General features: G+C 49.2%; 24 protein-coding genes. 5 read left to right on the top strand and 19 right to left on the bottom strand.

Annotated features, from left to right (window positions below; genetic code table 11):
* Nucleotides 1–64: 64 nt before the first annotated feature.
* Together LPQ35_RS08965 and LPQ35_RS08970 are read right to left on the bottom strand one after the other, a co-directional pair.
* Nucleotides 65–454, bottom strand: a complete 390-nt coding sequence (locus LPQ35_RS08965; protein WP_048093557.1) for a DUF473 domain-containing protein — start codon at nucleotides 452–454, stop codon at nucleotides 65–67.
* Between the two features lie 5 nt (nucleotides 455–459).
* Nucleotides 460–1,176, bottom strand: a complete 717-nt coding sequence (locus tag LPQ35_RS08970; protein ID WP_193808428.1) for a proteasome assembly chaperone family protein — start codon at nucleotides 1,174–1,176, stop codon at nucleotides 460–462.
* Nucleotides 1,177–1,226: 50 nt separating this feature from the next.
* Here LPQ35_RS08970 and LPQ35_RS08975 point away from each other — a divergent pair, with 50 nt between their 5' ends.
* Complete coding sequence (locus LPQ35_RS08975) at nucleotides 1,227–1,535, top strand: DUF5611 family protein (protein ID WP_193808429.1); 309 nt, start codon at nucleotides 1,227–1,229, stop codon at nucleotides 1,533–1,535.
* Here the strand turns inward: LPQ35_RS08975 and LPQ35_RS08980 are convergent.
* Nucleotides 1,532–2,176 carry a YIP1 family protein gene (locus LPQ35_RS08980; protein ID WP_193808430.1) on the bottom strand — a complete coding sequence of 215 codons (645 nt, stop codon included), beginning with the start codon at nucleotides 2,174–2,176 and terminating at the stop codon, nucleotides 1,532–1,534. The two genes, LPQ35_RS08975 and LPQ35_RS08980, sit on opposite strands and share 4 nt — an antisense overlap.
* A gap of 183 nt (nucleotides 2,177–2,359) precedes the next feature.
* Here LPQ35_RS08980 and LPQ35_RS08985 point away from each other — a divergent pair, with 183 nt between their 5' ends.
* Nucleotides 2,360–3,904 (top strand): type II/IV secretion system ATPase subunit, encoded by a 1,545-nt coding sequence (locus LPQ35_RS08985; protein WP_346297624.1) that lies wholly within the window; start codon nucleotides 2,360–2,362, stop codon nucleotides 3,902–3,904.
* The gene (locus LPQ35_RS08990; protein WP_193808622.1) at nucleotides 3,888–5,795 is read left to right on the top strand and encodes a type II secretion system F family protein; all 1,908 of its coding nucleotides are present in this window, start codon (nucleotides 3,888–3,890) and stop codon (nucleotides 5,793–5,795) included. The genes LPQ35_RS08985 and LPQ35_RS08990 overlap by 17 nt, the downstream gene beginning before the upstream one ends.
* On the opposite strand, the gene LPQ35_RS08995 is transcribed toward LPQ35_RS08990, so the two are convergent.
* Entirely contained in the window at nucleotides 5,745–6,572 is an 828-nt protein-coding gene (locus LPQ35_RS08995) for an EamA family transporter (protein WP_193808621.1), read from the bottom strand. The genes LPQ35_RS08990 and LPQ35_RS08995 overlap by 51 nt on opposite strands.
* A 198-nt stretch (nucleotides 6,573–6,770) precedes the next feature.
* On the opposite strand from LPQ35_RS08995, the gene LPQ35_RS09000 reads away from it, so the two are divergent.
* A complete protein-coding gene (locus LPQ35_RS09000; RefSeq protein ID WP_193808620.1) occupies nucleotides 6,771–8,273 on the top strand; it encodes a Na+/H+ antiporter in 1,503 nt (500 codons plus the stop codon).
* Nucleotides 8,274–8,287: 14 nt separating this feature from the next.
* Here LPQ35_RS09000 and LPQ35_RS09005 read toward each other — a convergent pair whose 3' ends face one another.
* The 8 genes from LPQ35_RS09005 to trpC all read right to left on the bottom strand — a co-directional run bounded on the left by LPQ35_RS09005 (nucleotide 8,288) and on the right by trpC (nucleotide 15,409).
* Nucleotides 8,288–9,211 (bottom strand): phosphoribulokinase, encoded by a 924-nt coding sequence (locus tag LPQ35_RS09005; RefSeq protein ID WP_193808619.1) that lies wholly within the window; start codon nucleotides 9,209–9,211, stop codon nucleotides 8,288–8,290.
* Between the two features lie 158 nt (nucleotides 9,212–9,369).
* Nucleotides 9,370–10,119: a tryptophan synthase subunit alpha gene (gene trpA, locus LPQ35_RS09010; RefSeq protein ID WP_193808618.1), complete on the bottom strand. Its 750-nt coding sequence runs from the start codon at nucleotides 10,117–10,119 to the stop codon at nucleotides 9,370–9,372.
* Nucleotides 10,112–11,278 carry a tryptophan synthase subunit beta gene (gene trpB, locus LPQ35_RS09015; protein WP_193808617.1) on the bottom strand — a complete coding sequence of 389 codons (1,167 nt, stop codon included), beginning with the start codon at nucleotides 11,276–11,278 and terminating at the stop codon, nucleotides 10,112–10,114. The genes trpA and trpB overlap by 8 nt, the downstream gene beginning before the upstream one ends.
* The gene (locus LPQ35_RS09020; protein WP_193808616.1) at nucleotides 11,278–11,916 is read right to left on the bottom strand and encodes a phosphoribosylanthranilate isomerase; all 639 of its coding nucleotides are present in this window, start codon (nucleotides 11,914–11,916) and stop codon (nucleotides 11,278–11,280) included. The genes trpB and LPQ35_RS09020 overlap by 1 nt, the downstream gene beginning before the upstream one ends.
* Complete coding sequence (locus LPQ35_RS09025) at nucleotides 11,913–12,473, bottom strand: glutamine amidotransferase-related protein (protein WP_193808615.1); 561 nt, start codon at nucleotides 12,471–12,473, stop codon at nucleotides 11,913–11,915. Before LPQ35_RS09025 ends, LPQ35_RS09020 begins: the two co-directional genes overlap by 4 nt.
* Nucleotides 12,470–13,765 (bottom strand): anthranilate synthase component I, encoded by a 1,296-nt coding sequence (locus tag LPQ35_RS09030; RefSeq protein WP_193808614.1) that lies wholly within the window; start codon nucleotides 13,763–13,765, stop codon nucleotides 12,470–12,472. Before LPQ35_RS09030 ends, LPQ35_RS09025 begins: the two co-directional genes overlap by 4 nt.
* Entirely contained in the window at nucleotides 13,738–14,718 is a 981-nt protein-coding gene (gene trpD / locus LPQ35_RS09035) for an anthranilate phosphoribosyltransferase (protein ID WP_193808613.1), read from the bottom strand. Before trpD ends, LPQ35_RS09030 begins: the two co-directional genes overlap by 28 nt.
* On the bottom strand, nucleotides 14,711–15,409 hold the full coding sequence (gene trpC, locus LPQ35_RS09040) for an indole-3-glycerol phosphate synthase TrpC (RefSeq protein ID WP_193808612.1): 699 nt from the start codon (nucleotides 15,407–15,409) through the stop codon (nucleotides 14,711–14,713). Before trpC ends, trpD begins: the two co-directional genes overlap by 8 nt.
* Nucleotides 15,410–15,507: 98 nt before the next feature.
* On the opposite strand from trpC, the gene LPQ35_RS09045 reads away from it, so the two are divergent.
* On the top strand, nucleotides 15,508–16,092 hold the full coding sequence (locus LPQ35_RS09045; RefSeq protein ID WP_193808611.1) for a [protein ADP-ribosylglutamate] hydrolase: 585 nt from the start codon (nucleotides 15,508–15,510) through the stop codon (nucleotides 16,090–16,092).
* Here the strand turns inward: LPQ35_RS09045 and larB are convergent.
* From larB to LPQ35_RS09080, 7 genes are read right to left on the bottom strand one after another with little or no spacing between them, the layout of a single operon-like run.
* On the bottom strand, nucleotides 16,076–16,807 hold the full coding sequence (larB, locus tag LPQ35_RS09050; protein WP_193808610.1) for a nickel pincer cofactor biosynthesis protein LarB: 732 nt from the start codon (nucleotides 16,805–16,807) through the stop codon (nucleotides 16,076–16,078). The genes LPQ35_RS09045 and larB overlap by 17 nt on opposite strands.
* The gene (gene carB, locus LPQ35_RS09055; protein WP_193808609.1) at nucleotides 16,804–20,034 is read right to left on the bottom strand and encodes a carbamoyl-phosphate synthase large subunit; all 3,231 of its coding nucleotides are present in this window, start codon (nucleotides 20,032–20,034) and stop codon (nucleotides 16,804–16,806) included. Before carB ends, larB begins: the two co-directional genes overlap by 4 nt.
* 9 nt (nucleotides 20,035–20,043) lie before the next feature.
* Entirely contained in the window at nucleotides 20,044–21,126 is a 1,083-nt protein-coding gene (gene carA / locus LPQ35_RS09060) for a glutamine-hydrolyzing carbamoyl-phosphate synthase small subunit (RefSeq protein ID WP_193808608.1), read from the bottom strand.
* Nucleotides 21,119–22,144: a phosphoribosylaminoimidazolesuccinocarboxamide synthase gene (purC, locus tag LPQ35_RS09065; RefSeq protein WP_193808607.1), complete on the bottom strand. Its 1,026-nt coding sequence runs from the start codon at nucleotides 22,142–22,144 to the stop codon at nucleotides 21,119–21,121. Before purC ends, carA begins: the two co-directional genes overlap by 8 nt.
* 26 nt (nucleotides 22,145–22,170) lie before the next feature.
* Nucleotides 22,171–22,641, bottom strand: coding sequence for an AIR carboxylase family protein (locus tag LPQ35_RS09070; RefSeq protein WP_193808606.1), 471 nt, complete (start codon nucleotides 22,639–22,641; stop codon nucleotides 22,171–22,173).
* Nucleotides 22,641–22,922 carry a helix-turn-helix domain-containing protein gene (locus tag LPQ35_RS09075; protein WP_193808605.1) on the bottom strand — a complete coding sequence of 94 codons (282 nt, stop codon included), beginning with the start codon at nucleotides 22,920–22,922 and terminating at the stop codon, nucleotides 22,641–22,643. The genes LPQ35_RS09070 and LPQ35_RS09075 overlap by 1 nt, the downstream gene beginning before the upstream one ends.
* Nucleotides 22,922–24,475 (bottom strand): acetyl-CoA carboxylase biotin carboxylase subunit, encoded by a 1,554-nt coding sequence (locus tag LPQ35_RS09080; RefSeq protein WP_193808604.1) that lies wholly within the window; start codon nucleotides 24,473–24,475, stop codon nucleotides 22,922–22,924. The genes LPQ35_RS09075 and LPQ35_RS09080 overlap by 1 nt, the downstream gene beginning before the upstream one ends.
* Between the last annotated feature and the right edge of the window lie 57 nt (nucleotides 24,476–24,532).

Here is a 24,532-nt window from a genome sequence, read left to right on the forward strand (position 1 = left end):
CGGCTCTGGTTAAAAATATTGGCGGGCGATACATCAGGTCAATCCGCATTTGTTCTTCCAGTTACTATCTTGCCAGAAAGTGGTCAAGCTGAATAACCTCTGCCTCAACCGGACTTAAAATGTCTTTTCTGAACACCTGGATTATTCTTCCAACCCCCCTTGGCCTTATTTTAAGCCTGACGGCGGTCATCTCACATTCCTCGAAGTAGTCATTTCTTGAGTAATACATCGTGTGGGTGGTAAGCTCCTTTCTCTCCACCTCTGCTATTATTCCCGTAACTCCTCTCGACAGATCAACGTTCTTGGCGGTGGTTATGAAAACACATTCGCCAATTCCTGCATTCAGGGCACTTGATATGTTGACGACGTTTCTCAGCTCCAGAGTTCTCAGATTCCCCTTCAACACTTCCTCGATGGTGTACCGGGAAATGCCGGAGATAACGTAGCACCTCATTTCCATCACCCGTACATTGGATGATAATCTTCTTTTACCTCCTGCATCTGTGTCTGCTCTGCGAGCTTCTGCATCTGTGCCTCAATAAACTCCGCCTCCTTTATCAGTTTCTCCGTGCTTATGTCCCATCCATAAATCCTGTTGAGGGTCAGGATGACCTCCGCTGCAGCCCTCGGATCAGGATTGAATCCTGCCGTCTCGCCGAGGAGGGCAAATGCCGGGAACTTTCTCGCCACGCATTCGTTCATCAAACTTCCAGCTATGCCGCTTATCGTTCCCGTTCTGAATATCTCCACATGCTCCTTTATCTCGTTCAGAACTTCCTCGGATGTGGCTGCGCCGTATACCCTCTTTTTGCCCTCAAATGTGGTTAATCCAGCGAGTGACACCAGTCTTTTTGCGCTGATTGATTCTGCCCACTCAAGAATTACTGAACTGAGGTCGTATGCTATTCCCGGATGAACCGGGACATCGGAGTGTATCAGGATAAAGTTGAGTTCCGGGCACCTGTATATCCTCACGGGAGGCTGGACGACTCCCTCGAAAAGTGTGGCTATTGGGGGAAGCAGCTTTGACTCGATAACTCCAATCTGTTCAAGTTTAAGTTCCAGTATGAGGTGTCCACTTGCAATTGTTCCGACGAGACCTATTCCGGGAAAGCTTGTAATCAGAATGGGGTTTTCCATTTCTGTGCTCTCAGAAAAGACTCTCGTATCTCCCATGAATACAGTTGGGCGGAAAAATATATTACTCTTACTGATTACTTCATTTCATGCGAGAGTATCGATTCAAAAGGGGTTTCAAGCCCACAGCAGAAAGGCTGGAGGAGATGATAATCAAGTATTTTGGCAGCTTCGAAAAAGACGGTGATGTTTATGTTGTCAGATACAAGGCTCTCGAGGAGCTTAGACTATGGCTCGAAGGGAAGGTCCTGAAGGCTGAAACCAGAACGAACCCGAATGTGGATGACGAAACCGCACTTGAGACTCTCAGAACCTACAACAGGTTCCTTGATGAGCTTACCGGATACACAGCAAAAGAAAGAAAGAAACACATGATGAAGGATGTGGAGGGAAGTTAGACCGGCATGCTTCCGAGCTGTGTGAGGTTCTGGAGGTTCATGATCGAATATATCGTGTATCCCAGGTAAAGGATTGCTGGTATTGAGGCAGATATAATTGCTTTTTTGAGTTCTATTTTTCTAATCTTTGCGACTCCGTTGCTCCATATCGCTATACTCCATACGAGTGTTGCCAGGTTGATGAATAATCCGCTGTAAACCAGGTTTTTGTTTGTAATCGCTATCAGAAATTCCTGCAGAGTTTCTGGAGATGCTGACTGCAGGAAGTAATACTGTATTGCGAACTGAATTACTGATGCGATTGCCAGCGGGTAAAAACCGTAGGCTGTAACTCCCATGGTTTTGCCGAATTCTCCCTCTCCTCCAAAGAGACTGGAGATCGCGTGAATTATCCCGGCGATTACGACAAGCAGTACGAAAAGCACTATGAATGCAGAGATAAATCCGATCACCGGAGCAATCGCCAGCATGTTCTGCATCAACTCTGATCCGCTGAAAAGCGGTTTCATGTATGATGAGATGAGATACTGGCTGATTGCACCGATTGTGGAAATAATGATGATCGGTGGGAGTGCAGCCCTGATCTTTGGCACACTCTCTTCTTCGAAAAACCTTCCGGGATTTGTTAGAGCTTTTATCATAATACGAACAAAACATTGCGAAATATAAAATTTGTGTTTTTGTGGGCCCTGGAGCCACGGAGCATCATGCTTCTCAGCCCCGTCGGGTTCCGGGCCCTGCTGCATTTATGCACCACCCCTTAATAAAGCATTTGTTCCTAACAACGGAAAAGTTTATTAGATTTTGATGATAATAATGATTCGGTGAGGTTGAAACTCTCTTTTCGAAAAAAGGAAAAGGAAGAACCTGCCAGACCCGAAGCTGAGGTAAAGCTGGAAGAAGTCAAATCAGAAGAAGAGCCGGAATACGTTCTTGTAGAGGAATATTGGATAGAAGAACCGTTCTCCAAGATTCAAATAAGGTTTAATAAAGAGACCCAGGAACATGTGTATTATGTGGTTGTTCCTAAGCTTGATAATCACCTGTTCTCCGTGTATTATGTTCTGAAAAATACCGTTGTGGAATATCTTGAAAGCGATGTGGAGCAGGTGGATGACAGAGTAAAGCATCTTGAAGAAATGTCGAGAAAGCTGCTGAAAGAGCTTGGAATAGACCTTGAGGAGGAGGACTTTCAGAAGATATTTTACCACCTCAAGTCCGACTTCATTGAATACGGCCCCATCACCCCCCTCATGAATGACCGCTTGATAGAGGACATCTCCTGCAACGGCTACAACAAACCCCTCTACATCTACCACCGCAACTACCAGAACATCAGAACAAACATCACCTTCAGTGAAGATGAGCTGGACATGTTCGTCATAAAGCTTGCCCAGATGTCGGGCAAGCACATAAGCATAGCCGAACCCCTGCTCGACGCATCCCTTCCAGACGGATCCAGAATCCAGATGACCTTGGCTAAAGAGGTAACAGACCACGGCTCCACATTCACCATAAGAAAGTTCAGAGATGAACCTGTAACCCCTGTCGACCTCATCGCCTGGGGAACCTTCAGCATAGAGCAGATGGCCTACCTCTGGCTCTGCATAGAGAACAAGAGGTCCCTCATCTTCGCAGGAGGAACCGCAAGCGGAAAAACCACATCCATGAACGCCGTCTCAATCTTCATCCCGAGAAGCTCAAAGATAGTAACCATTGAGGACACAAGAGAGATAATGCTCCCCCACGAGAACTGGATTCCCGCAGTCACAAGGGAAACGGGAAAGGTCGTGGACATGTATGATCTGCTCAGAGCAGCCTTGAGACAGAGACCCGAATACATAATAGTCGGAGAAGTCAGGGGAAAGGAGGCATTAACCCTCTTCCAGGCAATGTCCACGGGCCACACCACCTACTCAACACTCCATGCTGACTCCGTCAATGGCGTCATCCACAGGCTTGAAAACCCGCCCATAAACGTCCCCAGAGCCATGATCGAAGCTTTGGACATAGTCAGCATCCAGGCCCAGGTCTTCATGGGCAAGAAGAGGGTGAGAAGAAACCTGGAGATAGCAGAGATCATAGGCGTTGACCCCCACACAAAGATCATGAGAACCACAACAGTCTTCACCTGGGACTCAAGCAAGGACGAGCACGTAATGGTCGGCAGCTCAAAAGCCCTCGAAGAACTCAGAATCATGAGGAACTGGTCGAGAAAGGAACTCGAACAGGAGCTGAAGAGAAGGGAAGCAGTCCTCAAATACATGCTCGACAAAAACATAAGAGACTTTAAGGAAGTTGCCGGAATAATCCAGACCTATCAGATAGATCCGGATAAGGTGGTGAGCGAATTTGGTATTCAGATCTGAGAATAGCTTTACCAAACTTGCGGACAGGTTCTTTGGAGACAGGGCGAGAAGAAGGCTTAGTGATTACTATGAGCTGGGGCAGAAGCTTCAGCAGGCAATGATAAACATTCCACCGGATGTGTATGTTGCGACTCAAATGCTGTTCTCGATTGCTCTGGCAGCATTTGGCCTGATCCTCGGTGCAATCGTTGCGATAATTGTTTACCTCTTCGTTGAAATCCCGACCTTTGACATCTATTTTCCGGAACCTTTCCTGTCCTTCTGGCTGGCATACAGAAAGGTCTTCATAAGCCTGTTCCTCGCAGTGTTCCTCGGAGTTCTGTTCTTCATGATCGGCCAGTTCATATTTGCCATCTATCCGGGATATGTTGCCAGCGACAGGAAGAGCAAGATCGACAGACTCATGCCCAATGCTGTGATGTTCATGTACTCCCTAAGCTCGGGTGGCATGCCGCTCATTCAGATATTCAAATCTATCGCCAGCTACGAGGATGTTTACAGTGAGCTTGCGAAGGAGTTCTCGAGGATTATTCTGGAAATCGAAGAGCTTGGTCATGACCTTGTAACAACTCTGACAAAGGCGGTTGAGCTGACACCATCAAAAAATCTTGCAGACCTTCTTCAGGGTTTGATCACCATCATTGAGAGCGGAGGGGATTTTACCAGCTATTTCAGAGAGAGGTCTGACTACTATCTTGAAATGGCGAGACAGGATCAGAAAAGCTTTCTCGAATTCCTCAGCCTGATGGGTGAGAGCTACATAACTGCGTTTGTAGCGGGGCCGCTCTTCCTTATCATCATCCAGACGGTGATGGCCGTCATGGGTGAAAGCGATGTTACGCTCCTCTATGCTGTTGTGTACATGATTATACCGGTTGGTGCGTTTTTCTTTGCTTTCATAATAAAACTCCTCACACCTGTGGAGTCTGGAAAGGCTCCGGTGATTCAGGAGAAGCATGTTCTCAGGAGAGAGATTGATGAGGATGTGATGAAGAAGTGGAACAGCTGGAAAATGAGGAAGAGGCTCAATCCGAAAGAGCTGTTTATTGAAAACCCTCCGGCTGTGTTTTTGATCTCTATCCCTCTTGCAGTGGCGTTCGCCCTGTTCGGGATAATGCAGTACACCTTCTCTCCAACCATCGACTGGTTCTTTCTGGTTGATGACAACATCTTCATCTCGATTGTAATTGCTCTGCTCCCCTATGCTGTGGTTTATCAGATCAACAAAAGGAGAACCGGGATGGTTCTGAAATTCACGCCCGTTTTTCTGAACAGGATAGCTTCAATGAATGAAAGTGGTATGAATATCACGAGGGCAATAAGGACACTTGCGAAAACGGACACCACACCGTTGAGGAAGGAGATAGAGAAGATAAACAGAGATCTGGAGTGGAACATCAGCCTCGTTGATGCCCTGATCAGGTTTGCGAACAGACTCAGAACATTTGAACTCACGAGAACGACCATTTTGCTTGTTGAATCTCTGAGGAGCACACCCAACGTCACCGAGATCCTCAGAATTTCGGCAAAGGATGCGAGCAATGCAGAGCTTCTCAGGAGAGAGAGGATAAAGAACATGTCGATGTACGTTATGATCATCTACATCAGTTTCTTCGTTTTCATTGGAATAGTGTACATAATCTCCACTACCTTCCTGTCCGTCCTTGCCGAAAGCACTTCAAAGGTGGCTGCGGCGGGAGGAGGATTCATGTCAATGGGGAGCATTGATGAGGAGTTTTACAAGGGAATCTTTATGCATGCCGCAGTCTTTCAGGGCTTATTCGCCGGACTGGTTGCAGGAGTGATGGGTGAGGGTGATTTCTCCTCGGGCGTCAAGCACTCACTGATCATGCTGATCTTTGCCTATGTGCTTTTCACCGTCTTCATTTAATGCGATTATGACTGCGATCATGATCAGAACGGCCCCGATGAGCTGAACCCCTTCAAGCATCTCTCCGAAAATCATGAAGCCGATGAACCCCGCGACAACCGGCTCAATGAGGGCAATTAATGGGCCTTTATCAACTCTGGTTCTGCTCATGCCGTAGGTGAGCAGGAGGAACGGGATTGCTGTGGAAATCAGGCCGAGACCGATAACAAGTGATGGATCTGCCGGCGTTATTCTGACAAACGGTATGGCCAGGAGTGTGGGGATGAGCAGGTTTGAGAATGTTATCTGCAGCGAGGAGTACAGCTTTCCGAACCTGTTCAGAAGTATGAACAGCACGGCATAGCTTATTCCTGAAAGCATCCCCGCAATGATGCCTGTGTTAATTTCGTTTTCCGGGCTTAAGAGGAGGTAGAGACCGAATATTCCGAGAATAAGAGTAAACAGGCTTTTTTTGGAGAATTCTCCGGTGAATATCGTGTATGCTGTTACATAGACCGGCGCCATATACAGCAGCAATGCGGCGGTTGCGGCGCTTAGCTGTGATATTGCGGTGATGTAGAAGAAAACAACGCCAAAATTGAAAAGACCCAGAATCAGCAGTCTGAGGCTGAAAGCAGGTTTTTCCCTCTTAACGAGCATGAATAGTGAGGTGAAGAGGAACGCAATACCCGTCCTGTAAAACGTCATTGTGAGCGGGTGAAGGTTGAGTGATTTGATGAAATATGGCAGAGTCCCCATGAGGATTGCAGACACCAGCACCGCAAGCTCTCCTCTCATTCTTCAGCCGAATACTCTATTTGCATATAACCTTTTTTCTGCCGAACCGTTTATGTGCCAGTTTGAGCCACACTGATAGACGATAAATAAATTCTCCGCCTTTTGCGGGAAGGGGACCAGTTTAACACTCTTTACTGCCCTGATGCGGAGACTGATGCCAACCGTTTCATTTATCTTCACTCAATACGAGATGTCTGCATGGACATTCTGGTCGAACTTCTATCGCTGTTGCTGATTGCAATACTCATTGCCACTGCCGTAAAGTATATCCGTGTACCTTACACCATAGCCCTCGTCCTTGTGGGCATTGCGGTAGGGCTCTCGGGTCTTTTTCCGCCAATTCAGCTCACCGAAGAGCTTGTTTTTACTCTCATCCTTCCACCTCTGCTGTTTGAAGGGGCACTCGCGATGGACATTGGAGAGCTGAGGAGAAACCTTAAGCCCATCCTTTCGCTCGCAACCCTCGGACTTGTCATCTCGATACTGGTCACTGGATACATTACGAGTCTTGCAGGACTTCCTCTGCTTTTGGCTCTGATATTTGCGGCGATGGCGTCTCCAACAGACCCAGTTTCAGTCCTTGCCACGTTCAAGAAGCTCGGAGCACCCAGAAAGCTGACGACAATAATGGAAGGAGAGAGCATAATAAACGACGGCACGGCTGTGGTCATTTATTCGATACTGTTCGGTATGCTGGAGGGCACATCGACACTATCTCAGGGTGTGATTGAGTTTTTCTTCGTGTGCGTGGGCGGTGCGATCGTTGGGTTTCTGCTGGGACACTCTGCCCACAGGCTTTTGAGGCACATCGACGATGCCCTGATAGAGGTTACACTCACGGTAATCCTTGCCTTTGGTACGTTCCTGGTGGCCGAAAGTCTCGGAGTTTCCGGAGTTATAGCGGTTGTTTCTGCTGGCCTTATTGTAGGAAATTATGGCACTGAGTTTTCAATGTCTCCGACAACGAGAATAACACTGGTCAACTTCTGGAGCGCAATAGTGTTCATAGTCAATTCCCTTGTCTTCATACTCATAGGCCTCGACACTCCAGTTTACAGGCTTGCAGACAACCTCTGGCTGGTTGGACTTGCCATATTGGCCGTTCTTGCCGGGAGAGCTTTTGTCGTCTATCCAACTTTGACGGCATTCCGGATGAACCTCTCTTGGCAGAACATAGTGTTCTGGGGTGGACTGCACGGCACAATACCTGTGGCGCTTGCGCTGAGCTACGAGGGCCCGATGAGAGAGGAGCTAGTCTCAATGGTCTTTGGAGTGGTTATCTTTTCACTGGTCGTTCAGGGGTTGAGTCTTGACATCTATGCGAGGAGAGTTTTCAGGAGGGATGTGCGCAAGGCTGAATACGAGGTGCTGAGGGCAAGGCTGTACGGCATCAGAAAGGCGATGGAAGAGGTATCCAGGATGGCGAGCAGAGGTGAGATAGACCACGAGGTCGCTGCTCAGATTATCGAAAGACTTGGTAAAATGGCAGAAGGCGTGAAAGCAAAACTTTCCGAGGTTCTGGGCAGAGAGGAGATACGGGACGAAGAATACAGAAAAGTCTGGAGAGAGGTACTTGAAATAAGGAGAAGTGCCGTCAGCGAACTAATCAGAAAGGGTATAGTCGGTGAGGACGCTGGTGGGAGGGTGATACGGGAGATTGATGAGGAACTGATCAGGCTTGAAGGCGGAGAAAGCGAATAGCTGCTAAAAACAGGCTATATTTTTTCCGAGTTCATGACCTCAACGAGGTTCCAGCATATCATCAGCTTCGCAATTTCCGTGGAGCTTGCGTACTCCCCAACATCCCACTCAAGCTTCTCTCCGGTCTCGTCCCTCAGAACATCGAGGAGCGACTGAAAAATTTCCACGCTCAGAAAACCATCCACATCTATGAAGCTCGCCCTTTTTCCATAGTAGTAGTCCGAGAAGAAGGATATGGCGAAATCCCTCTCTCCGGCCTTGATCATCCTTGAGAGGTCCAGTTTCAGGCCAACATGCTTCATGTTCACCGAGAGGTTGGTGAACACAAGCCTCACGCGATACATCTCCTCCTGCGATGACAGGTAGGATATCCTTTCCGAGCTCTTCAGCATACTGGGGTAAATCTTCACGATCGTGTCTGCATAGATTTTCTGGAAGTCCACGAACCTTTTGTAGTCCGGCTCCCTCTGGATAATCTCTCTGATAACATCCTCTCTCCTGTAGCCCCTTTCTTCGACGTCCCTTTTCAGCTTCCACGTCCTCTTGATCTCTCTGGCAGGATCCACGAATATTCTGTAGTCGTAAAGCTCGTTCAGTCCTTCGTAGAGAGTGTGTAGTCCTTCAGCGATGACGATCTCCCCTGGCTCGAACCTCTCGCAGCACCTTCTCTCTCCTAGAGAGTGGTCGTAAACCGGCTTCTCGATCGCCTTGCCGCATTTAAGCATCAGCAGGTGTTCTCTGAACAGCTCAAGATCCGTCATCTCGGGGTTGAGGGGCGTTATTCCTCTCTCAAACCTCTCCTTCCTGGATAGGGTGTGGTAGTCGTCCATGCTGAACGCTGCAACTCTTCCGTGAAACATTCTCCTTATGCCCTCTGCGAACGTGGTCTTGCCTGAGCCGCTGTCTCCGGCGATGCCTATGAGGAAAACCCTGTTCATCGAAGACTCTGTTGCGTGGAAAAAGAAAAGCCTTTCTCACCCCACAGCTCTCGAAACTCTCGCCGTGAGATAATCTGGCATTGCCTTTACTGCATCATGGAAATAATAATATGGTCCTCATGCGGGCAGCAGAATTTTTTCGCCGTTTATGAACAGAATTAGCCCAACCCCCTTCCAAGCTCCCTCACCCTCTCCTCAATGTTCTCATCGGCATTTTCTCCATACCTCTCCACGAGCTCCATTATCGCACTCCCCACTATAACTCCATCAGCCCCGGCATGAATCAGACTTCTAACGTGATCTGCCTTTGAAACACCAAAGCCAACACCGACAGGATTCATGCATGTTTTCTTGGCTCTCTTAAGGAGATCAAACGCCCTCTCCCCAACCCTGTCTCTTTTGCCTGTCGTGCCGTAATCTGAGGTGAGGTAAACGAATCCCGTGCTTGCCTCGTCAATGACCCTCAGCCTCTCGTCTGTTGTGTTCGGGGAGGCTATGAAAATTGTCCTGATGTTGAATTTTCTGCAAAGCCCCACGTACTCTCTGCTGCTGTCTGCTGGCAGGTCAACGGCAATTATCCCATCAACCCCAGCCTCTGCTGATAGCCTGATGAATTTCTCAACCCCCATCCTGAAGACGGGGTTGTAGTAGGTCATAAGCACGACCTTCTTTTCAGATTGCTCCCTGAACTCCCTCACGATTTCGAATACATCCCTTACTTTAAACCCGTTCTTCAGAGCCCTGAAGTTTGCTTTCTGTATCACGCTGCCGTCAGCAACTGGATCGCTGAAGGGAATCCCGAGCTCGATCACGTCAGAGTATCTTTCAAGAACGAGCATGAAGTCCAGGGTTTTTTTCAGGCTAGGATCGCCTGCGGTGATGAATGTGACCAGAGATCTGTCAAGCACTTCCCAGCACCTCCATCACTATGCCCATGTCCTTGTCACCCCTGCCGGAGAGGTTCGCCACAATAACATCATCCCTGTCGAGCTGCTCCGCGAGCTTCATCGCATATGCGAGAGCGTGGGAAGATTCGAGGGCTGGAATTATTCCCTCAGTCCTTGACAGCTCCATGAATGCTGAGAGGGCCTCTTCGTCTGATGCTGTTACATACTCCGCCCTTCCCGTCTCCATGAGCCACGCATGCTCTGGCCCTACTCCCGGATAATCAAGGCCGGCTGAAATGCTGTGGGTGTCGAGAATCTGACCATCCTCATCCTGAAGGAAGTACGAGAGCATTCCATGCAGCACTCCCTTCTCTCCTGCATTGAGACTTGCAGCATGCTCCCTGCTCTCGATGCCCTTCCCTCCAGCCTCAACACCTATCAGCATCACCTCTCTCTCATCGATAAACTCGTAAAAAGCCCCGATGGCGTTACTGCCTCCACCAACGCACGCAATTATCGCCCTCGGCAGACAACCCTCAGTTTCGAGGATCTGGGCTTTGATCTCCCTGCCAATGACCGACTGGAAGTCCCTGACGATTGTCGGGTATGGGTGGGGGCCAACCACTGAGCCAATCAGGTAGTGGGAGCTTTCGAAGGTCCTGCTCCAGTCCCTCAGCGCCTCATTTATCGCATCCTTGAGGGTTCTGCTTCCGCTCTCAACGGGAATCACGTTCGCCCCAAGCAGTTTCATCCTGAAAACGTTCTGTCTCTGCCTCTCAACATCCTCCGCCCCCATGTACACGTCCACCTTCAGCCCGAGCTTTGCCCCTGCCATCGCAGTGGCAACGCCATGCTGTCCTGCTCCCGTCTCGGCTATGAGCCTGCTCTTTCCCATGTGCTTTGCGAGAAGAGCCTGCCCGAGAGTGTTGTTTATCTTGTGCGCTCCGCTGTGGAGCAGATCCTCTCTTTTCAGGTATATCCTCGCCCCTCCAATCTTCTCGCTCAGATTTTCGGCGTAGTAAAGCGGGGTGGGCCTTCCGGCATAGCTCCTCAGCAGCTCATCCAGCTCCTTCCTGAACTCATCACTCTCCTTCAGCTCCTCGTACTTCTCCTCCAGCTCCTCGAGCGGAGGTATGAGCATCTCGGGAACAAACCTTCCTCCAAACTCTCCAAATCTCATCAGATCACCTTTTCTGACACTCCTGCCTTGGCGCTTCTCACAAACGCCCTGACAAGGGATTCGTCCTTCATACTGTTCCTCTCAACTCCACCTGAAACGTCAACGCCCAGAGGTTTCACGAACTCAGCAGCAGCTCTAACGTTCTCAGGATTGAGGCCACCGGCAAGGATCACCCTTTCCACTTTTGCCACCTCCCTGCTCACTCTGAGGTCGTGGGTCTCTCCGGTACCCTTCCCTGTGTCGAGGAGAGAAAAATCCGGCCTGTACTGGTCTATCCTCCTGATTATCTTCTCAGAATCCTTCCTGAAATCTGTGGAGCTTTTTGGAACCCTGAACGCCTTGATCAACCTGAATCCGTGTTCTCTGAGTTTCAGGAAATCCTCAACTGGAAAACTCTCCGAGTGTATCTGCAGGTTTTCTGCATTGAGGTCGGTTGCGGTTCTGTATGCATCTTCAAAACTTCCACAGGTGAGAACCGCAAATACCGGGATTGATGCCACCTCAATTATCTCTCTTGCCTTCTCTCGATCGGCAAATCTCTTCGAGCTGCTGTCCATAACGACTCCCGTAAAATCCGCATACTTTTCGACAAACTCGAGCTCCTCAGCTGTCTTTATCCCGCATATCTTCACGATCATCTGCACGCCTCCACGAAGTTCTTTATCATCCTGAACCCCTCCGTCCTCGGGGTGAGCACACTCTCGGGGTGGAACTGCACACCTTCCAGCATCCCGTCCCTGCTCCTGATGCCCATAACCACCCCCTCGGAAATGGCGGTAACCCTGAACCCGTCCGGCACCCTGGTTACCGCGAGGGAGTGATACCTCCCGGCTCTCAGCGGGCTTGGAACCCCGCGAAAGACACCTTTGCCATCATGCTCAATCAGGCTCGCCTTCCCGTGAACGGGGCTAACCCTCTCAACCCTGCCTCCAAACACCTGAGCGATGAGCTGGTGTCCGAGACACACCCCGAGGACGGGAACGTCAGCCTTCAGGATTATTTCCGGGCTGTTGCCAACGTCCCTCCTGCTTTCAGGATGTCCGGGGCCAGGGGATATGATTATGCCATCTGGACTGAGTCTTCTCACCTCTCCTGCTGAAACCGTGTTTTCCACAACCCTCACCCTGTCAAACAGAGAAACGTATTCTACGAGGTTCCACACGAAAGAATCGCGGTTGTCAACGATGAGAATCATCTTTCCACCCTCAAAGCTCTTAAAACCGCGTCCATTTTTCTTTCAGTCTCGAAGAACTCCTTTTCAGGAACGGAATCTGCCACTATTCCTGCACCAGCCCTGACCCTGACCTTTTTTCCAAATTCCGCCATCCTGATCGCTATTGCAAAGTCTGCCTCCTTTGAGAAGTAGCCCACCGCCCCGCCGTAAACTCCTCTCTTGGATCGCTCGATCTCGTTTATGATCTCGATCGCCCTGAGCTTCGGCGCTCCCGTGAGCGTTCCGGCCGGAAAGCATGCAGAGATTGCATCGAACACGTCGCAGCCCTCCTTCAGTCTCCCCCTAACCTCGCTCTCGATGTGCATCACGTGGCTGTACTTCAGCACCTCCATGAACCTGACGACCTCCACACTTCCCGCCCTGCACACCTTCCTGACGTCGTTTCTTGCCAGATCCACAAGCATCACATGCTCGGCACTCTCCTTCTCGTCCTCCAGAAGCCTCATCACAATTTTTGCATCCTCTTTCTCGTCTCTACCTCTCCTTGCGGTTCCCGCTATCGGGTTGACTTTCAGGTAGCCATTTTCCACGCTCGCGAGTGTTTCCGGAGAAGAGCCTGCAAGCGCAACGTCAAATTCCAGGCAGAACATGTAGGGGCTGGGGTTCACCTCCCTCATGTTCAGGTAGGCCTGAAAGGGAGACAGGTCAGTGTCCACAAGATACTCCCTCGAAATGACAACCTGAAAGACGTCTCCAGCAAAGACATGCTCCTTCGCCCTCAGAACGTCCTCGACAAACTCCTCCATCCCCGAATCCTGTCCGGTAATTTCGGACTTCTCATCTCCAAGTTCGGGCACGACTCTCTTTGCCCTTCTCACGACACCCTCCGCCCACCTGGCCTTCTCGTCGCTGTCGGTGAAGAAGTACAGCCTGTTTTCGAGGTGATCGAAGGCAAAAAACGAGCCGTAGTGCCCGAAAACAGAGCTTTTCTCCACCTTTTCACCAATATGCTGAAGGACGCTGTCGTATGAGATGTAACCAACGAACCCTCCGGAAAAGCGCTCTCCTGACACGCTAAGGCTGAAGCTCTTGAGGGCCCTGAAGGGGTCTCTCTCCCTTGAAACAAGCTTTCCGTCCACCATCGTTCCCCTCTCGCCTACCTCAACCACAAAATCTGGATTTGCAGAGACGTAGGAATATCGGGCCCTTCTGCTGTGCCTGTCTGCGGATTCGAGGATGAACGGGTAGTTTTCCTCTCTCAAAACGCTGTAAAGCTTAACTGGCTCTACGGGCTCGAGGTGCTTGACACGCATGCAATTTCCTCCAGTTTTTTCATAGCATTGCCATCGAGAACGCTCTCTGCGACCTCCCTTGCCTCAACGAAGTCGTCAAAGCCGCACAGGTAGAGTGCGAGAGATGCATTCAGCAGAATGAACCTCCTGTCCTCCTCCAGACCCTTACCCGAGAAGACTGCCCTGACTCTCTCCACGCTCTCATCGGCAGAAAGGCACGGGACGAGTCTGCACCTCTTAATGCCAAAGTACTCGGGGGTTATCGTGTAGCTCTCCATTCTGTCACCTTCAACCTCCCACACGAGAGTTTTGCCTGACGGGTTGACCTCGTCGATCGGATAGCCGTGCACGACTGCTGCCCTCTCAGTGCCAAGCATGAGAAGGGCGCTGGCGATCTTCTCCGCCAAGCTCTCATCACTCACGCCCAGCAGAATCCTCTCCGGTCTCGCAGGATTCGCAAGAGGGCCGAGAATGTTGAACACCGTCCTTATTCCCAGATTCTTTCGGACAGGCATTATCCTCGACAGGGCGGGGTGGTAGAGTGGTGCGAAGAGGAACGTGAAGTTCGTCTCCTCGAGCATCAGCCTCGCCTCACCCGGATCGAGCGCAATTTTGACTCCGACTTTTTCGAGAAAGTCTGCTGAACCGCTTTTCGAGGTCACGGATCTGTTTCCATGCTTCGCCACCCTTGTGAACAGTGAGAGGATGATGGCCGTTGCGGTGCTCACGTTTATCGTGGACATTCCATCACCACCCGTGCCTACAACGTCCGTCACCTCACCGAGGTTCAGCTGGACTGCGTGGTCAACCATCGCCTTTGCGAACCCTGCCAGCTCTTCCGCCTCATACCCCCTCACCTCGAGAGCTGAGAGAAAACCGGCAATTCTGTATGGATTTTCTTCAAAAAGGGATGAGAACACATCGTATGCCTCATCGAACGACATTCTCCTGGATGAAAGTACATGCTCAAGCATGGCCACCACCCCCCACAAACTCTCTGACCCTCCTTTCCATATCGTCAGCCAGCATGAATGCCGTACCTACAAGAACCGCATCCGCATGCCTCAGAGCGCGAGTCAGGTGGTCTAGAGTGGATATCCCGCTCTCGCTGACCTTTAAAGCAGGTGTTTTCAGCAGGGGGGCAATTCTCTCGGTAACCTCCACGCCCCCGTCGTCAAGCTCGAGCCTCGAGATGTCCCTGTTGTTTATCCCAATCAGCCTGGCACTGGTTTCGAGGGCAATGTCTGCATCATACGGAGAGTGCACTTCAACGAGAGCCTCAACACCGTGGTCGTGGCATGAATCAACGAGTTCTGCAGTCCTGTCACCGAGAATTCTGGCTATCAGCAACAGTGCGGAACCTTCAGTCTCAGCCGTCCTCTCCACTTCGTCAACGCTTGTTACGAAGTCTTTCCTCAGAACAGGCAGATCTGTATTTCTGCAGATTTCCCTGAATGTCTCAAAGCTTCCCCTGAAGTGCTTTTTTTCGGTGATGTACGATATCCCCGCGACATCGCATTTCTCGTACGTTCTCAGGATGTCGAGAACACTCCTGCCCCTGAGCAAATCCCCGTGCTTTGGAGAATGCACTTTAATCTCGGCTATCACCGCATTAAATTGCTCCTGTTTTCTGAGCTTAATCATTTTATACAGGCTTTTTCTCATTATCTGGGAACATACCTGGACTATTTATAAAGCTTTCCAGAATAACGGAAACGTAATGTGCTGGAAATGATTTATAGAATAACTGCAGTATTTAGAGCATGGAGCCCGAAATCGTCCTGAACCTCAACGGTATGGATGTAATGCTCGTTCAGGGAGACATAACAGCATATCCTGCCGAGGCCATTGTGAATGCAGCAAACAAGTATCTGGAGCATGGTGGTGGGGTTGCTTATGCCATTGCGAAGGCGTGTGCAGGAAACGCTGCTGAGTACACTGAGATTAGCAAAAAGGCGATGAGGGAGCAGACTGGCAGAGACTACATAGACCACGGCGAGGTTGTGGTAACTCCGGCAATGAGGCTTGAGGAGAGGGGGATAAAATACGTCATTCACACTGTTGGACCAATATGCAGCGGGAGGTGGGACGAGAGTCTGAAGAAAAAACTATACCTGGCGTTTGAAGGACCGTTGAGAAAGGCTGAGGAAATGGGGCTCTCGAGCATCGCCTTCCCTGCGGTGAGTGCAGGTATTTACGGCTGCCCCCTGAACAGGGTTGTTGAAACATTCCTTGAGACTGCAAAGGCTTTTTCAGCTGAAGCCACAAACCTCAGAGAGATAGCTCTGGTTATCTATGACGAAGAGTCTGCAAGAGTTGCTGCGGAGATTTTCAGGGCTTTTTTCTGATTCTTCTTGAAATGAGATAGGCAAAAACTGCCGCTCCAAATCCGTTGTCAATGTTTACAACAGTAACACCTGAGGAACAGCTCTGCAGCATGGAGAATAGTGTTGTAATCCCTCCCAGATTTGTACCGTAGCCGACAGACGTCGGTACGGCTATGACCGGCAAATCAACCACTCCGGCAATCACCGACGGTAGAGCCCCCTCCATTCCGGCAACAACGATGATCGAATCGACATCCTCTTCAGACAGAATTTCGAGAGGCTCGATCAGCCTGTGTATTCCTGCAACGCCAACATCGTAGAACTTCAGCACCTGAAGGCCGAGGAATTCCGCAGTTTCTTTTGCTTCCTCAGCAACACATGCATCCGAACTTCCGGCAGAAAAAATGGCCACTTTTCCTGTATTTTCGTGAAGCTTCAGATACCTTGCGGTTCTTGCTTTCCTGTTGATATTCAGGCTGAGCTTATCCAGTTCAACCATCTGCTCTTCATTCAACCTGGTGAAGAGAATTGGTCTATTCTCTTCGATGGCGTTTTTCGCGATTTCAACGACCTCCTCCTTTGTCTTGAACTCTGCGAGAACGGCCTCCGGCTTACCTGCTCTCAGGTGCCTCAGATGGTCGATGTTTATGTTCTCGGATAATTTCGAAAGAAATATTCTGGATATTTTTTTCCCGTCCAGCTTTTTCAGGAGTTCCTGAAACTCCTCCTCTTTCATTCAAACTCACCGTGGTATTCCTGAATGCTCTTTATGGTCATTTGCGCTCTTCTCATTGCCTCCATGCCCTTTACGGCAGCAATAGCTCCGCTTACTGTTGTTATGTACGGCACGCCGTGATCGACTGCAGTTCTTCTTATCATGAATCCCTCCGTTTTGCCCCTCTTTCCGCTTGGGGTGTTTATGATGAAGTCGATTTCCCTGTTGATTATCTTGTCAATGATGTTTGGCCTTCCCTGGCTTACCTTGAGAACTATCTCTGCCTGAATTCCATTCTTTCTCAGAAACTCTGCAGTACCATCCGTGGCGAGTATCCTGAATCCCATTTCGTATAATTTTTTGATCGCCTGAATGATTTTCGGCCTGTCCTCCTTTCTGAGGCTTACGAAGACCGTGCCTTCAAGCGGCAGCCTCATTCCTGCGGCAAGCTGGGCCTTGTAGTATGCAACGCCGAAGTCATAATCCACACCCATGACCTCTCCGGTGCTTTTCATTTCAGGTCCGAGGACGGGATCAACGCCCGGAAGTTTGATGAACGGGAAGACCACCTCTTTAACCGCCACATGCTTTGGAAATATTCTCTCCTTCAGATTGAAGTCTCTGAGCTTTTTCCCGAGCATGAGTTTTGCCGCTATTTTGGCGAGCGGGATTCCGGTAACCTTGCTCACAAATGGAACAGTTCTGCTCGCTCTCGGGTTTGCTTCGAGGATGTAGACCTTCTCATCCTTGACAGCATACTGAATGTTCAGCAGTCCAACAACTCCCAGTTCGAGGGCGAGGTTTCTCGTGTATTCTATCACCGTGTCGATTATGTGTTTCGGAACACTCTGAGGTGGCAGCACACAGGCAGAATCTCCGCTGTGGACTCCAGCCTCCTCAATATGCTCCATCACTCCTCCAATGAAAACGTCCTCGCCATCGCAGAGGGCATCAACCTCTATCTCGATCGCATCTTCTAAGAACTTGTCGATGAGGATTGGTTTCTCGGGGCTGACCTCAATGGCCTCTTCAATGTATCTTTCGAGTGTTTCTTCATCGTAGATTATTTCCATCGCCCTTCCTCCAAGCACGTAGCTGGGCCTCACAAGCACAGGATATCCGATCTGTCCAGCTATACTCTTTGCCTCCTCGATGCTGTACGCTATACCGTTTTCTGGCTGGGGTATTCCGAGCCTTGTGCATATCTCTGCGAACTTTTCTCTGTCTTCTGCAAGGTCTATGGAGTCCACCGACGTGCCAAGAATCCTTGCACCGCTCTCTTCAAGCTGCCTCGCTATGTTGAGCGGTGTCTGGCCACCAAACTGGACGAACACACCTTCTGGCCTTTCGTTCTCGTATATGTCCATAACATCTTCATGTGTTATGGGTTCAAAGTAAAGCCTGTCAGAGGTGTCGTAGTCTGTTGAGACGGTTTCCGGATTGTTGTTGACCATGATTGTCTCAAAACCCTCCTCCTTTGCACTCAACACCGCGTGAACACAGCAGTAGTCGAATTCAATACCCTGACCAATCCTGTTTGGACCACTGCCCAGAATCATGACCTTCTTTCTCTCCGTTGGAGGAGCATCGTTTTCGGACTCGTAGGTGGAGTAGTAATACGGAGTCTTTGCCTCGAATTCTGCAGCACAGGTGTCCACCATTTTAAATGTGGAAACCAGGCCTTTTTTCTTCCTGGCTTTTCTGACTTCCTTTTCAGTTGTGTTGAAAATGCGTGCAAGCTGAACATCACTGAAACCGTACTGTTTGGCCTTCTTAAGAACCTCAGGGGAAAGCTCGTCTATGGAATACCTTTTTGCAAGCTCTTTCAGCTCTTTTTCGACTTCAATTATGTTTTCGATTTTCTTGATAAACCAGGGATCTATTCTGGTAATCTCTGCAATTTCTTCAACGGAAAAACCGTTTTCGAGAGCGTATTTTATGTAAAATACTCTCTGGTGGTTGGGAGTGATGAGTTTTTGAATTATTTTATCTCTTGATGGCTTTTTGTCCTTACCATCGGCTCCGAGGCCGAATCTTCCTATTTCGAGGCTTCTGATGGCTTTCTGAAGAGCCTCCTCAAATGTCCTTCCTATTGCCATAACCTCGCCAACACTTTTCATCTGGGTCCCGAGGGTTTTGTCTGCTGTAGGGAATTTGTCAAACGCAAATCTGGGGATTTTCACAACAACATAATCTATCGTAGGCTCGAAGCTTGCAGGAGTCTCTTTCGTTATGTCGTTGGGGATCTCGTCAAGCGTGTATCCTATCGCAAGTTTTGCAGCAATCTTTGCTATCGGGAACCCAGTTGCCTTCGAAGCGAGGGCGGAGCTTCTGCTAACTCTTGGATTCATTTCTATTGCCAGAATTCTTCCGTTTTCCGGATGTACTGCGAACTGTATGTTGCTTCCTCCTGTTTCGACTCCTATTTCCCTGATTATCTTTATTGCGTAATCTCTCAGGGCCTGGTATTCCTGATCTGTCAGGGTCTGGGCAGGAGCGACCGTTATGCTGTCTCCGGTGTGTATTCCCATGGGGTCGAAATTCTCGATGGAGCAGATGATGACCACATTATCTGCCCGATCTCTCATCACCTCAAGCTCGAACTCCTTCCAGCCGATCACGCTCTCCTCTATCAGCACCTGGTTTATCATCGAGAGCTCTATTCCTCTTTCTGCTATCTCTCTAAGCTCATCTCTGTTGTAGGCGATTCCTCCACCCGTTCCTCCGAGGGTGAATGCGGGTCTGACGACAACCGGATACCCAAGTTCATCTGCAATTTCAAGAGCTTCATCCACACTTTCCGCAATTTTGCTTCTCGGGACGTCGAGCCCTATATTTTCCATAGCCTTTCTGAAGAGGTCCCTGTCTTCTGCCTTTTTTATTGCGTCGATATTTGCACCTATCAGCTGGACACCATACCGGCCGAGAATCCCCTCCTCGTAAAGCTGAACAGCAAGATTCAGGCCTGTTTGACCGCCAAGTGTTGGTAATAATGCGTCGGGTCTCTCTCTTTCAATTATCTTTTCAAGCACATCTGGTGTGAGCGGCTCAATGTAGGTTCTGTCCGCCATCTCGGGATCCGTCATTATCGTTGCAGGATTTGAATTGACAAGCACAACCTCGTAGCCCTCTTCTCTGAGGGCCTTGCATGCCTGACTCCCCGAGTAATCAAATTCTGCAGCCTGACCGATCACTATCGGCCCGCTACCAATGACCAGAATTTTCTTGATATCTTCCCTTTTCGGCATCGCATCACCCTAATAGCTCCTGAGCATTTTCACAAACTCGTCGAAGAAGAAGTACGTATCGTGGGGACCGGGTCCTGCCTCCGGATGGTACTGGACGCTTATAAGCGGTATCTCCTTATGCCTCATCCCCTCAACCGTCATGTCATTCAGGTTGATCTGGGTGACCTCGAATCCATCAGGCAGGGTCTTTTCGTCAACGGCAAATCCATGGTTCTGGCTCGATATGAACACTCTGCCCGTTTCAAAATCCTTTACAGGCTGGTTTGCGCCATGGTGTCCAAATTTGAGCTTGAATGTTTTGGCGTTGAAAGCCCTCGCAATGAGCTGGTGTCCCAGGCAGATGCCCGCAAGCGGGAGCTTACCTGCCAGCTTCTTTATGGTTTCAACACTTTCCGAGACTCTGGCAGGGTCCCCGGGCCCGTTGGAGATGAATATTCCGTCAAAATCGTGTTCAAGTATTTTCTCAGCCGGATAGCTGTACGGGAACAGGGTAACGCTCACACTCCTGAGCAGAAGCTGTCTTACAATGCTGTTCTTTATTCCGTGATCTATTAAAGCGACTTCAAACTTCTGATTTTCTGCTTCAATTCTTTTTGGCTCTGTTACGCAGACCTTATCCACAAGGTCAAGCTCGGTTATTGAGGGCTGGTTTTTCGCCCTTTCAACCAGCTTCTCTCTGTCGATGCTGTCTCCAACGGCTATAACTGCTTTCATTGCTCCGTAAATTCTCGTCTTCTTGGTCAGCATTCTTGTATCAACACTTTCTATTCCGGGGACGTCGTACTCTTTCAGCAGGTCATCAACACTCATTTCGCTTCTCCAGTTGCTCGGATGCCTGCAAAGCTCCTTGACAACAAAACCTTCCACCTTGACCCCGTCGCTTTCAAAATCCTCTCTGCAAACCCCGTAATTGCCTATGAGCGGATAGGTCATCATGAGGATCTGACCCTTGTAGCTCGGGTCTGTCAGGGCCTCAACATAACCTGTCATGGCTGTATTGAACACAAGCTCTCCTTCGGCATCCTTTTCAGCACCGAAAGCCTTACCTTCAACCACAGTCCCATCTTCAAGGGCGAGATAAGCCTTAACCATCGTACACCTCCATAAACTCGGAAATTTTCTTCATCACATCCTTCAGACTGGGCGTGTCGAAAAACTTCATTCCGGTTATTTCATTGCAGGCAGACATGTACATCTCCGAAACGGCATTTTTGAGGTCTTCAGGCAGTTTGGGCGGTTTTCCTGCATGGCCTCTCCAGTTCTCCTCCCCTTTGAATTTCTCAACAAGCCTGTACCACTCCGTTTTTCTGTAAAATTTCCTCAGGATTTCCTTGCTCATTTCTATGCCATCGAAACTGAATCTGCACTCGTCCGGTGTGCCGACAGCGTCAACCAGCATTAATTTTCTGTTCTCGTCCAGTGCAAACTCAACCTTGCCGTCCAGGTTTTCTATGCCTGCTTTTCCAACCTCCTCAGTTATAATCCTGTCAATTTTTTCAGCAAGTTCTGCAAGTTCTTCAAACTCCTCTTCGCTCAATCCCGAGATCTCTAATGCCTCTCTTCTTCTGAGATACCTGTCTGTGTCCTCAAGCTTGGTGGAAAAATCGATAACCGGTTTTTCGAGCCTTGAACCGGGGGTTGGTATTTCCGTCAGCCCGAGATCCTCGGGACCGATTTCTCCTTTCCTTAGCCTTCTGAAAACGCTGCTGCCTTCAGGCAGGGAGTTTCTGTAGATCACCTCGAGAGGTATGAGGTAATTACCATTCAGATTTTTGAAAATGCTGTAATCATATCCCGAGCCGGTTCTTTCAGGCTCCACAACTCTGACCAGTCTTACTTCCATCTCATTCACTGCACCATCAAGCTCGTCGAGCCTCTTTGCCTTTTCCTCTTCAACCAGACCGATGTAGTGGGTTGAAATGCCGTCCTTCTCAAGAATCTCAAAGAAATAGGCCGATATGAGACAGAGGGCCTTACCCTTGTTCTCTATGAGATCTGGCATCTCTCCATAGTCGAAAACGGAATACCGGTCTGAAAAAAGAAACCTTCCGATCCCGGTTCTGTCATCCTCTGGCTTTTTGATAACTGTCAGGTCTTTAACACTACCCATCCGGGATACCTCCTATGAAATGCATATTAAATACTTTTTGCTTCCTCATCGGCTCTCTCGATTTCCTCTTTCTTCTTTCTCTGGTATTCTTTGACTTTTTCGGCCACTTTTCTGCTTTTCAGGGCGAAAATCTTTGCTACCGCAAGGGCCGTATTTTCGGCATAAATTACGAGCATCGGGGCAACGCCCGAAGGCATGTTTATGCTCGAGAGAAGATCCATACCTGCAAATTTATCGCTGACAGGTGGTGAGGCGATTACAGGCCTGAACGTGTTTGCGTCTGCAAACCCGCTCAGGGCATTGCTTCTCCCTGCAATCGTTACGAAAACGACATCATCATCTTCGTATTCTTTCAGAATTTTCAGAGCTTTTTCGGGAGTTTTGTGAGCTGATGCAATTCTCAGGACACTGTCTATCCCAAAAAATTTCAGCTTTTCAGCTATTTTTTTCCCGTAGTCAATATCACTTTTTGAACCCATAATTATTACGGCCTTCATCATCCCATCCTCCTGAGTTCTTCAACAACCCTCTCGTACACCTCGAAAAGGTCCTTCAGAGACCTCAATTTTATAAAATAGTATTTTTCCGGATGTTTTACCTCATAGTCCAGTATTCCGAGGTCGTATAGCAGTTTCAGATGTCTTGAAGCATTGTATTCTGAAATACCAAGTCTTTCGGCAATTTCATGCACGCTGAGCTTTTCGTCTTTCATGATCTCCTTCAGGATTTTCCTTCGTATTCTTGCCCTCAGCGCCCTTGCCAGTCTTTCGTCGGGCATCACATCCACCCCAGGCTTCTCAATCTGTGATATATCTTCCAGGACTGGCTGACCTTTGCCTCAACAAGCCCCTCTATTCTTTCGTTTTCAAGATACGCCATGACCGCCGATACTGCGATCGCTACTGGATCGTAATCCTTCCTGACTCCATTCACTCCACGGAAAATGTCGTCCAGCCTGTGCTTCAGGTGTCTGATATTTTTGATCGAAGCAAGCACTCTCTCGGGGATGTGCCTTTCGTCAACAAACTTTGTGTGGGTGTTACCCTTGGCGAATTCCTCATCCTCCACAACGACCATGTGGAACGGGATGTTTGTCTCCACTCCCTCGATTATGTACTCGTAGAGTGCCCTTCTCATTCTTGCAATGGCTTCAATTCTGGTTCTGCCCCAGGTTATCAGCTTGGATATCATCGAGTCATAATACGGTGAGATCTCATAACCCATGTGAACCCCGCTATCCACCCTGACACCTGGCCCTCCAGGGGACCTGTAGTGTGTTATCCTGCCGCTTCTGGGCAGAAAGCTTACGGGGTCTTCAGCATTTATTCTCGCCTCTATGGCATGTCCTCTGATCCTGACGTCTTCCTGATCAAAACCTATTCCGGTTCCGTACGCTATCCTGATCTGCTCCTTCACGATGTCTATTCCGGTAACCATCTCGGTTATTGTATGTTCTACCTGCAGCCTCGTGTTCATTTCTAAGAAATACAGCTCCCCGTCCTGATACAGAAACTCCATAGTGCCTGCGTTCGTGTACCCAATGTGTTTTGCACCCTTAACGGCAATTTTTCCAAATTTTTCTCTCATCTCTTCGTTGAATATGGGTGATGGGGCCTCTTCAATCAGCTTCTGATGTCTTCTCTGGATGCTGCACTCCCTCTCACCCAGATGAAGGACCTTATCACCATCGGATAAAATCTGAAACTCGATGTGTCTGGGCTTTGGAAGGTATTTTTCAACGTAAACTGTCGAATCCCTGAAGTACTTTTCACCGAGTTTTCTGCTTTTTTCAAACGCCCGCCTGACCTCTTCGCTGCTGTAGGCTATTGTTATGCCTATTCCCCCTCCACCTCCGCTGGCCTTGATCACGACAGGGTATCCGATTTTTTCGGCAAAATCAACAGCATCATCCTCACTTTTGAGGACGTCACTTCCAGGTACGACAGGTACTCCTGCTTCCTTCATCAACCTCCTGGCGTTGATTTTGGACCCCATCGCTTCGATAACTTCTGGTTTTGGGCCTATGAAAACGAGACCTTCTTCATTACATCTTCTCGCAAACTCCGGATTTTCTGCAAGGAATCCGTATCCGGGGTGTATCGCCTCCGCCCCGCTCCTTTTTGCCGCATCGATTATTGTGTCAATGTTCAGGTAGCTTTTTGACGGCTCGGGCTCCCCTATGAAGTAGCATTCATCAGCATAAACTCTGTGAAATGCATGCAGGTCAGCCTTGGAGTAAACAGCAACGGTTTTAATCCCGAGCTCCTTACAGGCTCTCATAACCCTTACTGCTATTTCTCCCCTGTTCGCAATCAGAATCTTCCTGAACATTGCATAGTTGCACAATACGGCAAGTTAAATAGTTTTCGAAATCTCGGAAGAGGAAAT

Source organism: Geoglobus acetivorans, from assembly GCF_039641995.1.
Lineage (GTDB): Archaea > Halobacteriota > Archaeoglobi > Archaeoglobales > Archaeoglobaceae > Geoglobus > Geoglobus acetivorans.

Bases quoted from the DNA above. Each gene is read 5' to 3' on its own strand.
- LPQ35_RS08965 (WP_048093557.1), bottom strand. From the start codon at position 454: ATGAGGTGCTACGTTATCTCCGGCATTTCCCGGTACACCATCGAGGAA.
- LPQ35_RS08970 (WP_193808428.1), bottom strand. From the start codon at position 1,176: ATGGGAGATACGAGAGTCTTTTCTGAGAGCACAGAAATGGAAAACCCC.
- LPQ35_RS08975 (WP_193808429.1), top strand. From the start codon at position 1,227: ATGCGAGAGTATCGATTCAAAAGGGGTTTCAAGCCCACAGCAGAAAGG.
- LPQ35_RS08980 (WP_193808430.1), bottom strand. From the start codon at position 2,176: ATGATAAAAGCTCTAACAAATCCCGGAAGGTTTTTCGAAGAAGAGAGT.
- LPQ35_RS08995 (WP_193808621.1), bottom strand. From the start codon at position 6,572: ATGAGAGGAGAGCTTGCGGTGCTGGTGTCTGCAATCCTCATGGGGACT.
- LPQ35_RS09000 (WP_193808620.1), top strand. From the start codon at position 6,771: ATGGACATTCTGGTCGAACTTCTATCGCTGTTGCTGATTGCAATACTC.
- LPQ35_RS09005 (WP_193808619.1), bottom strand. From the start codon at position 9,211: ATGAACAGGGTTTTCCTCATAGGCATCGCCGGAGACAGCGGCTCAGGC.
- trpB (WP_193808617.1), bottom strand. From the start codon at position 11,278: ATGAGATTTGGAGAGTTTGGAGGAAGGTTTGTTCCCGAGATGCTCATA.
- LPQ35_RS09020 (WP_193808616.1), bottom strand. From the start codon at position 11,916: ATGATCGTGAAGATATGCGGGATAAAGACAGCTGAGGAGCTCGAGTTT.
- LPQ35_RS09025 (WP_193808615.1), bottom strand. From the start codon at position 12,473: ATGATTCTCATCGTTGACAACCGCGATTCTTTCGTGTGGAACCTCGTA.
- LPQ35_RS09030 (WP_193808614.1), bottom strand. From the start codon at position 13,765: ATGCGTGTCAAGCACCTCGAGCCCGTAGAGCCAGTTAAGCTTTACAGC.
- trpD (WP_193808613.1), bottom strand. From the start codon at position 14,718: ATGCTTGAGCATGTACTTTCATCCAGGAGAATGTCGTTCGATGAGGCA.
- trpC (WP_193808612.1), bottom strand. From the start codon at position 15,409: ATGAGAAAAAGCCTGTATAAAATGATTAAGCTCAGAAAACAGGAGCAA.
- LPQ35_RS09045 (WP_193808611.1), top strand. From the start codon at position 15,508: ATGGAGCCCGAAATCGTCCTGAACCTCAACGGTATGGATGTAATGCTC.
- larB (WP_193808610.1), bottom strand. From the start codon at position 16,807: ATGAAAGAGGAGGAGTTTCAGGAACTCCTGAAAAAGCTGGACGGGAAA.
- carB (WP_193808609.1), bottom strand. From the start codon at position 20,034: ATGCCGAAAAGGGAAGATATCAAGAAAATTCTGGTCATTGGTAGCGGG.
- carA (WP_193808608.1), bottom strand. From the start codon at position 21,126: ATGGTTAAGGCTTATCTCGCCCTTGAAGATGGGACTGTGGTTGAAGGT.
- purC (WP_193808607.1), bottom strand. From the start codon at position 22,144: ATGGGTAGTGTTAAAGACCTGACAGTTATCAAAAAGCCAGAGGATGAC.
- LPQ35_RS09070 (WP_193808606.1), bottom strand. From the start codon at position 22,641: ATGAAGGCCGTAATAATTATGGGTTCAAAAAGTGATATTGACTACGGG.
- LPQ35_RS09075 (WP_193808605.1), bottom strand. From the start codon at position 22,922: ATGCCCGACGAAAGACTGGCAAGGGCGCTGAGGGCAAGAATACGAAGG.
- LPQ35_RS09080 (WP_193808604.1), bottom strand. From the start codon at position 24,475: ATGTTCAGGAAGATTCTGATTGCGAACAGGGGAGAAATAGCAGTAAGG.